The sequence below is a fragment of the Spirosoma gilvum genome (assembly GCF_054776815.1).
Map to the genome: position 1 here is coordinate 300,884 of NZ_BAAHBH010000002.1, position 15,591 is coordinate 316,474.

The window sequence follows — 15,591 nt, forward strand, 5'->3', positions numbered from 1 at the left end:
TCAGTACAGCTTCGGAGTCGCTAGAGTGTATCGACCGATTCTTCGATTTTGGCTGTAGCTTCCCGGCGAGGAATGTAATGCCGAAAGAAACTGCTGATCTTCATTTGCAAGACGCCAAACACGGCTTCTTTGAAAATCTTCGACGACATCTTGGAAACGCCTTTGGTGCGGTCGGTAAAGATAATGGGAACCTCCTGGAGTCGGAAGCCGTACTTCCAGCAGGTGAACTTCATTTCGATCTGAAAAGCATAGCCAACAAATTTGATGGGATTATGCAGGATAACTTCCAGAACTTCAGCCCGGTAGCAAATAAATCCTGCCGTTGGGTCCATGATCGACATACCCGTAATGAACCGGACATACACACCGGCGAAATACGACATGAGCACTCGGCCCATTGGCCAGTTTACAACGTTTACGCCCCGAATGTAGCGCGAGCCTATTGCTACATCGGCCCGGTCAGGCCCCTCGTCGGCACAGGCATGATACAGTCGAACCAGATCTTCAGGATTATGGGAAAAGTCGGCGTCCATTTCGAACAGATACCGATAGCCCCGTGCCAAAGCCCATTTAAACCCATCAATATAAGCGGTCCCTAGTCCTAATTTGCCGCGCCGTTCGAGTAAGTGGAGTCGATAAGAAGGGCCTGTGCTGGGAAATTCCTGCTGTAAATCACGAACGCGTTGGGCGGTGCCATCCGGCGAACCGTCGTCAACAATCAGAACATCGAAGGGCTCCGGTAGGCTGAATACTTTCCGGATTATCGCTTCAATATTCTCGATTTCGTTATAAGTAGGAATGACGACCAGACGTTCTTTCACAGCGTTTGTTTCGTTTTAAGAGGGATTATCTGTACAACAACAAATCACGCACTTTTTGTACAAGATAGTCATTAAAAAGTGTTAATCAACGATTTGGCTTTCAATCGGTGTACCCAACGCTTGCCGTAACAGACGATTCAGCATCAGGCTTTATACTTAGTAGTACTGAACCAATACCGGAAATGTTTTGAAAGGGCGTTTCTGGAGACAGCTACCAGTCATGCTTTTTTGGGCGTTTTTCCGCTGATTATATTCTGCAGATTTTTGGTTACCCGTTGGTAAATCGTTTCCATCTCACGCGGGTGCGACGAGTAGAAAATATAACTTTTTCGGTACACGGCCGTATCGAGCTGGTGTTTTTTTATAATCTGGCTTTCCAATCGTTTATAGACAATATTTGATGAGTCAATCGACGTTAAGGCCATGCGGCTGACTCGGGCTTCGGTCAAATGAACGTCGGTCAGGATGTCGGCCATCTGATCGGTCGGGATCAGGTGTTCCGGGCGTTCATCCTCCGGAGCTGAACAGGCAACCATCAGCCAGCCGCCTACCAACAGGGTCCACCAACGGGATTGGAAATGGGTCCGATACATGCGGTACGTTTTGATTGAGATGTACGGTATTTGGTTTACGCGTAAACCGAATACTGAAAACTAATAGCTTTGTAAGCTAATCATGCCAGGCAAAGTTCGGTATTGGCTGTTAAAAAAGTATAATGTCTGGTAACGATGGACGAATTCCTGGCCCGGCTTCGAAATTTTGATATTCGCATTCGCAAAGCGGTTAATTCGCAGATGCGGGGAAGCTTTCGATCTGTTTTTAAAGGTACAGGCCTGGAATTTACCGATTTACGCACCTATCAATACGGCGACGACGTGCGGGCTATTGACTGGAACGTATCGTCGAAAGGCCACGGTACGTTTGTGAAAGTATTTCGGGAAGAGAAAGATCAGACCGTTTTTTTTGTGGTCGATGTAAGTGCTTCGCAACAGGTTGGTCCAAGCTACCGCGACAAACTGGCGGCTACCAAAGAGGTGTGTGGCGTACTGGCCCTGTCGGCCATTCGGGAAGCCAGCCATGTGGGCATGTACTGTTTTTCGGATCAGAAAGAGAAATACATCAAGCCGTCAAACGGCCTGAAAACAGGCTATCAGCTGATTATGAGCCTGTATAAGCTCCAGCCTGAGTCGGGTCGAACCAGTATTGCCGATGCGTTGCTGTTTACGCTTAATGCGCTCAAACGCCGGAGTGTGGTGATCCTGCTCTCTGATTTTATTGACCAGCAATACGAACATAACCTGAAGGCGCTGGCGAAAAAGCATGATTTGGTCGTTATTCACTTATACGATCAGCGAGAGGTGAAACTGCCGCGTTTAGGTATTATACCGGTACACGATACTGAGTCAGGGCGAACCACATGGGTCAATACATCGTCGGCTACCTTTCGGAATAGTCTTCATGACACGTTCCGGCAGAATCAGGTACGGCTTGAGCGACTCTGCAAGCAATATAATGCGAATTACCTGGCAATCGATTCGCAGGAAGATTTTGTACCAAAACTCGTTGAATTGTTCCGGGTAAGAAAGTAAAACTGCCGTGACCTCTATTTTCCGCACAATCAATTTGCTGGTATTAGTCGTGGGGCTTTGGGAGCCGAAGGCTTCTATTGGGCAAAAAATCCCCATGAAGCGGCTACCCCTGTACGGGCAATTTCTGACGGATACCATTGAAATTGGTCGCCCATTTCAATTTGCACTTACATATCGCCACCCGGCCATAAAGGATGTATTGTTTCCCGATACGGCCCTGCATTTTGCTCCGTACCGTGTGGAGCGTGTTGTTGTATTTCCCACACAAACATCAGGAGTTGGCTTTAACGCAATCAGTCGTGATAGTGCCGTGTACACATTGGTCTCCTTTGAAACCGACTCCGTTCAACGGTTGCAGGTACCTGTTCGGGTAATAGGCGATGTTGACTGTACACGATACTGGACCCAGACCGATTCTGTATTTCTAAAGTCGAAGCTGACCCCGTCAACAGCCGATTCGACGCATACGCCGGTAGCGAAGCTAGCCACCGAAACCAAGCTGGCAGCACTACAGCAGCAGTTCAATTATCTGGCGTTAGCAACCGGATTTGCCTTAGTGAGTATCGTGTCGTTACTGTTATACGGGCTCTTTGGACAGGCTATTCGTCGGCAGTGGAGACTGTATCAACTCAACCGCCAACATCTTCGCTTTCTGAATGAATACAATCGCTTTTGCCGAAGTATCAATTCCTATACGGCGTCCGATATAGCCAATCAGGCGGTAGTGTTGTGGAAAACCTATCTGGAACGACTGGATTTGCTACCGTATACATCCATGACTACCCCCGAATTGGCTGAGCGAATGGCCGACGATCGCATAACGGATGCACTTCGGGAAGCCGATCGGATGATTTATGGCGGTTCATTTACGCCACAATCGCAGCCTGCCTTACGCTTATTGGGGGAAATCGCCACACAAACCTATCGACGCGCCCGGTCCCGATTGCAGGGAAAGATGTCTATCGAAACCTCGGCTCAGGGAAAATCTACCGAAACCACACCAATTGTCTGATTACATGGAGCCCTGGTATTCTCTAGTCTGGTTTAGCCCGGCGCAATGGAAACAATATCACTTTGCCTATCCATTGGCGTTATCGTTGATTCCCGGAATCCTGATTCTGTTTTTTATTCGTTACTACCTGAGCCTGAATGCCCGACAACAGCTTAATATATCAGTTGGGCAACTCCGTCAGAAGCGCTTAACGGCTGAAAATGCAATCGATCGCTGGCTTAGTTTACTCCGCTATCTTTTACCTATTAGTGTCTTTATGGGTATGGGCATGTTGCTGGTAGCATTGGCGCGCCCACAGATTGTTCGGCAACAGCGCGATGAGCAATCGGAAGGAATCGACATCATGCTGGCTATCGATGTGTCGGAGTCGATGAGTGAAAGCGATTTGCCGCCCAACCGGCTGGCGGCTGCCCGTCGGGTTGCTCGGGCGTTTGTCAACAGCCGTAAAAACGATCGCATTGGCTTAGTGATTTTTGCAGGTGAAGCCTTCTCATTATGCCCCCTGACAACGGATTATGCGTTGCTAAACCAGTACCTTAATGACCTCAATACCCGGATGATACGGACCTCGGGAACCGCTATTGGTGATGCATTGGCTCGTTGTATCAACCGTATGCGAAATTCGCAACTAGCACCGGCCGATACTGCACTGGCTGAAGCCGAACAGGATAGGCCAGAGCGAAGTAAACTGATTATCCTGTTGAGTGATGGGGATAATACAGCTGGGAATCTTGATCCGGTCACGGCCGCTAAATTAGCCAGAGCCTTTTCGATGCGTCTGTACACCATTGCCGTTGGTCGGGCATCGTCGGCGAAAGCGGGTACGGTTGATGAGGGAATTCTGAAAACCATTGCGACCATCGGAAATGGGAGTTTCTTTCGGGCTACCGACACCCGACGCCTTCGAGGTATTTTCGCTCAAATCAACCGCTTAGAAAAAGCACCGGTACAGATCAGGGTGTATGAAGACATCCAAGATTTTTACCGTGTGTATTTATACTGGGGTATTAGTTTTCTGTTAAGTGCTCTCCTGCTGAAAAACACAATATTTGGTAATGTGCTGGAGGATTAACTCCGCTAGTAAGTACTCAAGCGAAACTAGTTTAGCGTATGCTGCCCGGTCGTTCCTCGGGATGACAGAGAATAACCTAATGTATTTTCACAGCCCTACTTATTTCCAACTACTTACTCCTTCATCAACTCTGTAAGAATCTTCTGGGCGGCTACCGAAATAACCGTTCCGGGACCAAATACGCCCTTTACGCCCGCATCATAAAGAAACTGGTAATCCTGAGCGGGTATTACGCCACCAGCAATGACTAAAATGTCGTCGCGACCGATTTTTCGGAGTTCCTCGATCAATTGGGGAACCAGCGTTTTATGCCCCGCAGCCAAACTCGATACGCCCACAACATGGACATCATTTTCGGCGGCTTGCCGAGCTACTTCGGCTGGGGTTTGGAATAAAGGGCCCATATCGACATCGAAACCAAGGTCAGCAAAGCTGGTTGCAATGACTTTGGCTCCCCGGTCGTGCCCGTCCTGCCCCATTTTGGCGACCAGAATGCGCGGGCGTCGGCCGTCGAGTTCGGCAAACTGATCACTCATCTGGCGAGCTAGCCGGAAGTTTTCATCGTCAGAGACTTCGGCGGAATAAATACCGGATACGGCCCGAATGGTAGCCTTGTGCCGGCCGAACGCTTTTTCCATAGCATCTGAAATTTCGCCAAGTGTAGCCCGCACACGAGCCGCTTCGACAGCCAAGGTGAGGAGGTTTGGCCCCCTTTCCTGGTTTTCGGGAGAGGGTTGGGTTGAAGTTAATGCCGCTTGGGTTAGGGCCGCCAGGGCCTGTTCTACTTGTTGATTGTCTCGTTTCGCTTTTGTCTCGTTTAGTCGTCGGATCTGAGCTTCGCGGACGGCCTTGTTATCGATATCGAGCAGTTCGATGGCTGTTTCTGCGTCGGATCGGTAGCGATTGACTCCTACAATTGTATCTTTCCCTGAGTCGATACGGGCTTGTTTGCGGGCAGCCGCTTCTTCAATGCGAAGTTTGGGTAATCCGGTTTCGATGGCTTTGGTCATACCGCCGAGCTGCTCCACTTCTTCGATCAGGGCCCAGGCTTTTTCTATCAATTCCCTGGTCAGAAATTCAACGTAATAGGAGCCACCCCAGGGGTCAATAGCACGGGTAATGTCGGTTTCGTGCTGGATGTACAGTTGGGTATTGCGCGCAATACGGGCCGAGAAATCAGTGGGTAGTGCAATGGCTTCGTCCAGCGAGTTGGTATGCAGACTTTGGGTTCCCCCCAATACGGCCGCCAGCGCTTCGATCGTTGTCCGGGCGACGTTGTTGAACGGGTCCTGTTCGGTCAGGCTGTAGCCGGAGGTTTGGCAGTGGGTTCGTAATGCCAGTGATTTTGAATTTTTTGGACTGAACTGGCTGACGATGTTCGACCACAGTAACCGACCTGCCCGTAGCTTGGCTATCTCCATAAAGTGGTTCATGCCGATTCCCCAGAAGAACGATAGCCGGGGCGCAAACTCGTCGATGCTCATGCCCGCCCGTAAACCCGTACGGATGTATTCGAGTCCATCGGCCAAAGTATAGGCTAGCTCAAGCTGGGCAGGAGCACCCGCTTCGTGCATGTGATAGCCGCTGATACTGATGGAATTGAACTTTGGCATATACCGCGAGGTGTACGCGAAAATGTCACCGACAATACGCATCGACGGTTCGGGAGGGTAGATATAGGTGTTTCGCACCATGAACTCTTTCAGAATGTCGTTCTGAATGGTGCCCGATAGTTTTTCGGGCGAAACGCCCTGTTCTTCGGCGGCTACAATGTAAAACGCCATAATGGGAATAACGGCCCCATTCATGGTCATCGATACCGACATTTGGTCGAGGGGAATCTGATCGAAGAGAATTTTCATGTCTTCGACCGAATCGATGGCTACCCCCGCTTTACCGACATCGCCCACCACACGCGGATGGTCGGAGTCGTACCCTCGGTGCGTAGCCAGGTCAAAGGCAACGGACAACCCTTTTTGACCAGCCGCCAGATTTCGCCGGTAGAACGCATTTGATTCTTCGGCCGTCGAAAAGCCCGCATACTGCCGAATGGTCCAGGGTTGGCGGACGTACATACTGGCATACGGCCCACGTAGATAGGGTGGTATACCTGCCTGCGATGACGAAACATAGTGCGGATCGGTATCAGCAGCCGTGAAATGGGGTTTTAATTTTATTCCTTCGGCAGTGGCGAAAAGGCTCGTGCGTGAAGGGTTTTCCACAGAACGCTCCTGCGGCTCTTGGGTCGACAGGTTTGCCTGAATTATATGGGTAAAGTCGGGTCTCATAGTTTACTCAAACGTCTCGGCAAGTCGTTTGCCGGTTGTCTCCAGGTTATCCGTGGACTTGCTGCTGGTTGGATTCGGCTCATCAAAACGAAATTTGTTTACGCCTACCAGTACCTTCCCGTTTTTTACCGCTTCGATTTTGTGCTGGTAAGCCCGTTCCAGTTCTGACCGAATAAAACCATCAGCAGTTGCTTTGGCCATACCTCCTTGCTGTTCGACAGCCAAAAAAAGTGCCCAGGCAGCTTCGATTAGTTGGTGCGTCAGCGATTCAATGTAATACGATCCAGCCGACGGGTCAGCCACTTTGCTCAGATAACTTTCTTCTTTCAGTAAAACGGAGATGTTGCGGGCAATTCGTTCTGAAAACTCGTTGGACTCGCCCAGAACGGTATTATACCCATGAATGGTTAACACATCGGAGCCCCCAATCACAGCCGCCATCGCTTCGGAGGTAGCCCGAAGCATATTGGTATAGACCGTTGCTCTGGAATCGTAAAAGGTTGAGGTTTGGCAATGAATAGGCAATGAATAATGGGTAATGGACAATGAATAATGACTTAATAAGCGATGAATCAGTACCCGTAGAGCGCGAAGTTTGGCTACTTCCAGAAAATAGCTGGTACCAATCGAAACGGATAGAATAGTCTTTGGCACCAGTTGCTCTATGGTCAGACCTGCCTCGGTTAGCTGGTCATACTGATCGACCAGCGAAGCCAGCATAAACGCTAACTCCTGCGTAGCGGTTGCGCCTGCCTGATGAAAATCATGACCGCTAACGCAAACCGTCTGGAACTGTGGAGAGTCAGCGGTTAAACGGGTAATGTCGGGTGTTGCTTTCCCCGCATTGGTCAGGAGTCCTCCTTTCAGTTGGTAAGGAGCAATAGTTTTGAGACTATTGATAAAATCGACAAGCTCATCCTGTGGCCATTCTGGCTGGAAGCGGAAATAAACAGGCGTTTCAGCCAGCTTTATGCCATTGAGCAATTGGGCAAGGTTGGGTTTTGCCCTCAGTTGAACGACCAGAGCCTCCGCCCCCTGAGAGAGTATCGTTCGGATTGATAAATTCGCTGTTTTTTCATCAGATATGGCTAATTCAGGTGCGTTAAGCCAGCCAGGCACCTGCTTCTGCACACGCTGAATTTGGTCAAGCGGAAGCCTGGCCAGGTCATCGGCTGTATAATATGGTTCCAGGGTAAAGCCTTCGTCGGTATGCCAGCGTAAGCTTTCGTAAGCATTCGCATCCTTTAGTTCTTTCTGAACCTGAGCCAGCCAGGCCGACTTGTCGGTTGGGGGGAAGGATGATGAAAAAAGAGACTCCATCGAATAGTAGTAGGAGGATACGCTGGTAAAAGTAACGTTTTTATCTTTTCGGGAAAGACGTGCCTTTTCAACCTGCTGACATAGGTGTTCGTTGCATTATTCAAAGGGATTTTTTTACCCCCTTGACGTTCGGCCTTAATCCCTTAATTTTAGCTTAACATTGCAGAAAGGAAGGCAAGTCTGTCTAAAATCATGCCCTCATTTGCATGGTCTGGTCAGATATTTTCCTCATATTTGTCTCCTTTTTTTGCGGCATCAACCGTAACACAACTAGATTCTCGTGAATGTAACCACTCAGACAGGCATGCAGCGTGAAGTAACGACGGTGTGGAATCGCTGTCTGAATGTAATTCGGGAAATTGTTCCCGAACAAAGCTTTAATACCTGGTTTGAACCCATTGTTCCGCTGAGGCTCAATGGGAATGTTCTAACCATACAGGTCCCCAGTGAGTTCTTCTATGAATGGCTGGAGGAGAATTTTATACATGCCCTGCGTAAAGCTCTTGACACAGCTATAGGACCAACAGGGCAGTTGGAGTATTCGATCATTGTGGATAAGGGAAATGAGCAGAATCGGCCGCTTACGGTCAATGTGCCCACTACCAAAAGCCCACAAACGGCCAAGCCGGACAATGTTAACCCGGATATTCTTAAAAGTCCTTTCCAGCTTAAAGACCTTGATTCGCTGACGCTTGATTCGTACCTGAATCCAAGCTATACCTTCGAAAACTATGTGGAAGGTGATTGTAACCGACTAGCGCGCTCGGCCGGTTACGCGGTCGCCGAACGGCCTGGCGTTACCTCCTTTAACCCACTCATGATTTACGGGGGAGTTGGGCTTGGTAAAACCCATCTGGTGCAGGCTATTGGTAATTATATCAAGAATAACAATCACAATAAGTTTGTTCTGTACGTCACGTCAGAAAAATTTACGAACCAGTTTCTGAATGCAGTTCGGACCGATGGTATCCGCGATTTTACATCGTTCTACATGCAGGTCGATGTATTGGTGATCGATGACGTTCAGTTTTTACAAAAGAAAGAAAAAACGCAGGAAATTTTCTTCCATATCTTCAATCACCTGCATCAGTCAGGTAAGCAGATCATCATGACGTCGGACCGGGCTCCGCGTGCCCTGGATGGCCTGGAAGATCGGCTGCTTTCGCGCTTCAAGTGGGGGCTTTCGGCAGATTTGCAGACACCTGACCTGGAAACCCGGATTGCCATTATCCAGAAAAAACTTCAGATGGAAGGCATTTACATTGACGACAATGTGATCGAGTATCTGGCGCACAGCGTTAACACCAACGTACGTGAGCTGGAAGGGGTCATTGTCTCATTGATGGCGCAGGCATCCCTAAATCGACGTGATATTGACCTGGAACTGGCTAAGCAGACCCTCCGCAATATCGTTGTTGACTCCGACCGGGAAGTAACCATCGACTCGGTGCAGGAAGCGGTTGCTGATTATTTTAACGTAACCATCGCCGATCTGAAAGCAAAAAGTCGAAAACGTGAGCTGGTTCATCCGCGTCAGGTGGCCATGTACCTGGCTAAAGAAAAAACAGATCTGTCGCTGAAATCCATTGGGTATCACTTCGGTGGCCGCGACCACAGTACCGTGATTCATGCCGTTCAAACGATCAGTGATCTGGTGGCTAAACATGCCGAAACCCGCGATATGATCGAAAAGCTGAAAGCACAGTTTAAATAACGCCTGAAATAGATTGACGAGGAAGGTAATCATTCGTCTATAATGACGTCTCTTCTTTTTTCGTCAGTATGACCAATGGGGCCAAACTTCTTCCACGTAGTGAACTGGATGTTGTAGCCTGGAATGCCTGTGTGGCGGCCTCACCGCAACGGATTATCTATGGCTATTCTTGGTATCTGGATATCGTTCTGCCTTCGCCCGACTGGTCGTGGATGGGTATTGTGCTGGCCGATGATACGGGTCAATATCAGGCTGTTCTACCCGTTCCCTTACGTCGAAAATGGATAGCAGGTGTACCCTATAAGTGGGTCGTTCATCAGCCATTTTTCTGTCAGTTTCTGGATGTATTTAGTCGTGATGATTCACTGGATACAAGCCCATTTTACCAGTTACTGACGACTTCGTTCAGCTACGGATCAAATTTCAGTAGTCGCCAGCCGATTTATCGGACAGATGACTTTGTATCTGTTCAATCATGTTCCACTCATACACTCAGCCTGGGAACTGATTACAGTTGTATTTATCAAAACTATTCGCGCGACCGAAAGCTCAATTTACGTAGGGCTATCGCTGCCGATTGGACAGTTGTAAAGTCCTCAGACCCAGAGCCACTTCTAGCCCTGTTTCGTCAAAACCACGCCCGCAACATTGACGGTGGCGTGCCCGAATGGGCTTATCGTGTATTCCAGAATCTAGCGAATGAATTGATTCAGCGCCGACTAGGTTGCCTGTATTACGCTATAACTCAAGGGCAGATTGAAGCAGGAGCTTTTTTTACTGAGGAAGGCAACCGGATCATTTATCTCTTCAACGCGGCTTCCGACATTGGAAGAAAACGAAATGGGCGTACCCTCCTGATTGACCGATTTGTTCGGGAGAAGGCCGGTTACTGGACTGAAGGAACCCCAATGGTACTTGACTTCGAAAGTCCCACAAAACCATCAATACGAAGTTTCTATCAGAGTTTTGGCGCTGTTGAAGAACCGTTTCAAGCAATGTGTTGGAGTCGGTTGAATTGGTTAGAGCGAGTCATGCTCAGCGTCCGAAAGCACTTGGCAGACGCTGTTTAGGGACATCAGTTCTAATGATACGATATCTGTTTGGCTAGACGACATCTATTGGCACTCAACTACCTTATCTGACTTATCAGCCTGTAGTTTTCATGATAGTCTAGCTATGTATCCTGTTAAGCTAATTAGCGAATACTTATTAACTGGTAGCGCTATTTTGCAAAATTTATCGGTACATAGTTTATAAAATGGAGTGATTTTTGAGGTTATAGACTACTCGTTTAGTTATACGCCGATTAATAAACTATACTTAATATTTACCTAAATTATAAATGGATTATGCCCTTCCCGGAGGGGGATGGTATAAATGTTGCAAAACCCTAAAATGGTTATTGAGAGCAAACGGAGGCCGAAAGGCTATTTTTTTTCGCCTAACATATGAATAGCTAATCTTTTGTTAGGCAAGTCATAGGAATAGATCTTTATGTAACCAGATTTTTGCGTTTTTTATATAATTCGTTGGTAGGTTTTTTATGGATTAATTAACTCAAACGATATGTTTCTACGTTTACTTGTGCCTTTCTTTATACAATTATTATTTGTATTATACTCGGATACAACTACCGTGCCATATTCGTCAAAATATGGTCGAAACGGCCCAGCCGAAGCAAATCTTGTAACGAAACCCACACAAACCGGAACTAAAGGTACTCTTCAGGCTGACGGCCCAACAGCACTAGTTACCAGTAATTCTAAGACGGGATCATCATTGGTCGGTGATAACGACTGTGGATTAACTGTACGTCTTAGCGCAACTGGCTGTTATTCAGTGAGTGGCGTTAGTAAAGTGACGGTCAGCGCCGAAATTGGCTGGACGAATATTCCCGATGGGGGAGTGATTTCAGTTCAATTAGGTAATGAAATAAAGACCATTACTACCCGCGCTGTTTCGACCGTAACCGATGCTGATGTCCATATCCCACAAGTCATAGCTTTTCAGGTTGATGCCGACAATACGGTCGCAGCCGTAACCGTAACCTATAACGCGGGAGCAACGAACTGCTCAGTAACCGAAACGATCCATAAGCCTGCCCCTTGCCCGCCACTTATTTGTACAGGATTGGGAGGCACGGTGTTTAAAGACTTCAATGCCGACGGTATTCATCAGGATGGTGAGTCAACGGGACTGCCGGATATTACGGTACGAGCCATCACAAAAAACGGTACTGTATTGACGGCATCAACAGACTCAATCGGTAACTATACGATCCCCGTGCCTGCTGCAGAGTATCCAGTTCGGGTTGAATTTACTAACATTCCAACCTATGCCGGAAATGGAACGCCAAATGGCGCGGATGGCCGCACGACGGTACAGTTCGTTAATGCGCCTGATTGTGACGTGGATCTGGGCGTGTTGAATGCGCAGGAATACTGTCAGACCAATCCGCTGATCATGGTGCCGTGTTTTGTCAATGGTGATCCATTAACGAACGGTTCCCCTTCCGGAGCTATGGATGCCATTGTTGCTTTCCCCTACTCCAGCCGAGGCAATAAGGATATGAGCTTTATGAGCCCTCTGGCAACGGCTAGCCAGGTCGGATCGTTATGGGGTGCTACCTATAGTAAGTTTACGAAACGGTTATACACCAGTGCTGTACTGCGTCGGCACGTAGGCTTAGGCCCGGCAGGTTTAGGCGGTATTTATGTAACCGATATGTCGGGACCTTCTCTGAGTCCGGCTAATACCAGTCCGTTCGTCGATGTTACTACGCTGGGCATTGATCTGGGAACAATACCATCGAACAGTGCACGGGGGTTACAGGACCAGCCAATCTCGCCCAGTCACGATGCTGATGCTTTTTATTCGATTGGAAAAGTTGGTATTGGCGATATGGATTTATCCGAAGATGGATCGTTGCTGTGGTTTACCAATTTACACGATGGTCAACTGTATTCGCTTCGTGTGCCTGCGTCGGGGGCACCTGGTCCCAGTGATTGGGCCGCTCACCCGCTGCCTGTCGATAATATCTGTACAAGTGGTGTTCGTCGGATATGGGGCTTGAAAACCTATCAGGGTAAAGTGTATGTGGGGGCTGTCTGTGATGCTTCGGTCAGTAAAAATAAGAGCGATCTGCGGGCCATTGTTTACGCCTATACACCAGGCACAGGTAATAGCCTGGGGAGCGGAGGAACCTACAAGATCATATTCGACTTTCCGCTGACCTACCCCAAAGGCTCTCCTGATCGCATAGACTTTAGCATTCGGGGGTGGTATCCATGGGAAGATACTTTTTCCAATTTTGCCGTTGTCAACACGGGCGAGTACTTTATTATCCATCCTCAGCCTATTCTGGCCAATATCGAGTTTGATATTGATGGATCGATGGTATTAGGATTCAACGATCGGTCAGGGTTGCAACTCGGCTACCAGAATTTTAGTGATAATGCGGCCGACGGTAAGCATTATAATAACATTAGTGGGGGTGACTTGCTTAGGGCTTATTTTAGCAATGGTACTTTTATCCTGGAAAATGGTGGTAAAGCAGGGCCAAATACCGGGTCAAGTACAGCCAACAATCAGGGACCAGGCGGTGGAGAGTTTTATAACGATGATTTTTATTATACCGGGTTTGGGCTAAATCACGAGCTTGTTCACTCCGAAAATGCCAATGGGGCCATGGCCATCCGCCCAGGTTCTGGAGAAGTGGTGGCTTCGACAATGGACCCGCTGGATAGTCAGGCCTGGTCGGGTGGGGTTCGGTTTTTGAGTAATACAACCGGTGGGTATACATCCGGCGATAATGCCACCAGTGCTTTTGTGGTGTATAAAACGGGGGATGGTGATGCCGGAACGCTGGGTAAATCTACCGGACTAGGCGGTGTTGGACTTGCCTGCGACTTGCCCGATTATTTACAGATTGGTAACCGCGTCTGGCTGGACGACGACCACGATGGCGAACAGGACCCCGGCGAAATCGGCTTGCCCGGCGTCAATGTTTCATTGTTACAGAATGGGGCCGTTATTGCCACTACCACGACAAATGATGATGGGGAGTATTATTTTACCTACACCCCCACGTCATCGACCGTTCCGGGATCGACGACGGCTCTATTGCCGAATTCTTCTTACCAGATCGCGTTTGGTACGGGCGGGCAATTTACCGATACCGTACTGACTGATAACGGTGGTCGGTATCATCTTACAGTGGCCAATGCATCCGGTGGTAATCGGAATGATATGAATGATTCTGATGCGGAGATAGTCTCATTGGCTGGCTTTACGGCTCCAACGATCAGTATTACGACCAGCTACAGCGGCTCTGTCGACCATAGCTTCGACGTTGGCTTTTACTGCCTGCCTACGTCGGTCGGGAGCGTATCCGTAACGATGGCAACCTGCCCGACCAGCAGTACAATCGCCAACAATGACGCCCGCATCGACATTAGTGGCATACAAAACGGCAGTAAAACATTTCTGTATACGACCAGCATCCCACCCGCCTATACGGCTACAGTTGATAGTCGTACGGTGGTGAATGGAAGCGTAAGTTATACGGATTTGGCCAATCCTGTCAGCAGCACAGGCACCAGCTATTCGATTATTGTCTATAATGGGCCCTATTGTTATGAAATCGTTTCGGCATTTCTTCCACAAAATACCTGTATACCGACTATCGGACTGGCCGTGACGCCAGGCGCCTGTAATACACTCACCAACGGGTACACCCTTACTGGAACGATGTCGCTTACCAATTCCATAACTGATACAGCGATTTTGACCGATGGTTTGGTAACGGCAAACACTCCTGTAACTGTCGGAGAAACGTCTATACCGTTCTCTTTAAGTGGATTCCCATCAGGTTCAGGTAGTCACTCACTGAGTGCAAGTTATGCGGGACAGGTATTCAGTCAGACTTATACGGCACCATTAAGTTGTACTGTGGCAGCCGATATCCGGGTAACAGATGCGGTAGTTTGTGCCGGGCAACCGGCTATCCTTACCGCCAGTGGATGTGCAGTAGGTAGTATTGACTGGTCGGCTGGAACGACGCCTGGCAGTGGTACATCCGTAACCGTCTCAACGGCTGGGCTAATCAATAGTACTAGTCCTACTGTGCTGACGTATACGGCAACCTGCACCATTGGTAACAGTGTGGCATCGGCCGTGGCCAGCGTAACGGTTAATCCGCTACCGACGGCTACACTGAGTAGTGCTACCATTTGTACGAGTCAATCGGTTAGTTTAACGGCTACCGGAGGGACCAGTTATACGCTTTTGCCCGACAATCTTGTAAGCACTACAGGTGAGTTTACAGTGACTCCAACCGGTAATAGTGCATATACGGCGGTTGTGAGCAATGCAACTGGCTGTATAGCCACAGCTGTCGGAACTGTCACCGTCAATCCGTTACCATCGATTGGAAACATTTATTCCAATTGTAGTGGACCGGGCTCATACACCATTGTGCTGGATAATGTGTCGAACACAACTGCCGGGCCACTGACTTATGAACTAGTACAGGGAAGCACATTCGATGCAGGAGTGGCCATAACCTCGGGCAAAACACTATTGCCGGTAAACGGCGCATTAAGTTCCCTTCAGAATCCGGGAACCTATTGGATACGGGTTTATAACGAAATGGGCTGTTATGCAGAAGCGTCAGTGGATGTACAAGCCTGTGTATGCCCGACTGGTACATGCGTACCCTTCGTCATAAAAGTGACGAAGCGACCAAGTCGGTAAAATTACCGAATACAAAGCTGT

Annotated in this window: 10 protein-coding genes; 6 read left to right on the forward strand and 4 right to left on the reverse strand. The window is 48.6% G+C overall.

Features of this window, described 5'->3' with window-relative positions:
- Positions 1 to 20: 20 nt before the first annotated feature.
- A complete protein-coding gene (locus ACYVFD_RS06050; RefSeq protein WP_461088879.1) occupies positions 21 to 821 on the reverse strand; it encodes a polyprenol monophosphomannose synthase in 801 nt (266 codons plus the stop codon).
- Positions 822 to 1,039: 218 nt separating this feature from the next.
- Positions 1,040 to 1,414: a DUF4296 domain-containing protein gene (locus ACYVFD_RS06055; protein WP_461088880.1), complete on the reverse strand. Its 375-nt coding sequence runs from the start codon at positions 1,412 to 1,414 to the stop codon at positions 1,040 to 1,042.
- A gap of 135 nt (positions 1,415 to 1,549) precedes the next feature.
- Between ACYVFD_RS06055 and ACYVFD_RS06060 the strand changes: the two genes are divergently transcribed.
- Genes ACYVFD_RS06060 through ACYVFD_RS06070 form a run of 3 tightly spaced genes read left to right on the forward strand, consistent with a single transcriptional unit; the run spans position 1,550 to position 4,494 of the window.
- Positions 1,550 to 2,410: a DUF58 domain-containing protein gene (locus ACYVFD_RS06060; protein ID WP_461088881.1), complete on the forward strand. Its 861-nt coding sequence runs from the start codon at positions 1,550 to 1,552 to the stop codon at positions 2,408 to 2,410.
- A 7-nt stretch (positions 2,411 to 2,417) separates the two neighbouring features.
- A complete protein-coding gene (locus ACYVFD_RS06065) occupies positions 2,418 to 3,422 on the forward strand; it encodes a hypothetical protein (protein WP_461088882.1) in 1,005 nt (334 codons plus the stop codon).
- Positions 3,423 to 3,426: 4 nt separating this feature from the next.
- Entirely contained in the window at positions 3,427 to 4,494 is a 1,068-nt protein-coding gene (locus ACYVFD_RS06070) for a VWA domain-containing protein (protein WP_461088883.1), read from the forward strand.
- Positions 4,495 to 4,607: 113 nt separating this feature from the next.
- Here the strand turns inward: ACYVFD_RS06070 and scpA are convergent, their stop codons facing one another.
- Entirely contained in the window at positions 4,608 to 6,782 is a 2,175-nt protein-coding gene (gene scpA, locus ACYVFD_RS06075) for a methylmalonyl-CoA mutase (protein ID WP_461088884.1), read from the reverse strand.
- A 3-nt stretch (positions 6,783 to 6,785) separates the two neighbouring features.
- Positions 6,786 to 8,102 carry a methylmalonyl-CoA mutase family protein gene (locus tag ACYVFD_RS06080; protein ID WP_461088885.1) on the reverse strand — a complete coding sequence of 439 codons (1,317 nt, stop codon included), beginning with the start codon at positions 8,100 to 8,102 and terminating at the stop codon, positions 6,786 to 6,788.
- 304 nt (positions 8,103 to 8,406) lie between these two features.
- On the opposite strand from ACYVFD_RS06080, the gene dnaA reads away from it, so the two are divergent.
- From dnaA to ACYVFD_RS06095, 3 genes are all read left to right on the forward strand, one after another.
- Positions 8,407 to 9,816 carry a chromosomal replication initiator protein DnaA gene (gene dnaA, locus ACYVFD_RS06085; RefSeq protein ID WP_461089456.1) on the forward strand — a complete coding sequence of 470 codons (1,410 nt, stop codon included), beginning with the start codon at positions 8,407 to 8,409 and terminating at the stop codon, positions 9,814 to 9,816.
- A gap of 68 nt (positions 9,817 to 9,884) precedes the next feature.
- The gene (locus ACYVFD_RS06090; RefSeq protein WP_461088886.1) at positions 9,885 to 10,886 is read left to right on the forward strand and encodes a GNAT family N-acetyltransferase; all 1,002 of its coding nucleotides are present in this window, start codon (positions 9,885 to 9,887) and stop codon (positions 10,884 to 10,886) included.
- Between the two features lie 769 nt (positions 10,887 to 11,655).
- Complete coding sequence (locus tag ACYVFD_RS06095; protein ID WP_461088887.1) at positions 11,656 to 15,570, forward strand: SdrD B-like domain-containing protein; 3,915 nt, start codon at positions 11,656 to 11,658, stop codon at positions 15,568 to 15,570.
- Positions 15,571 to 15,591: the final 21 nt, after the last annotated feature.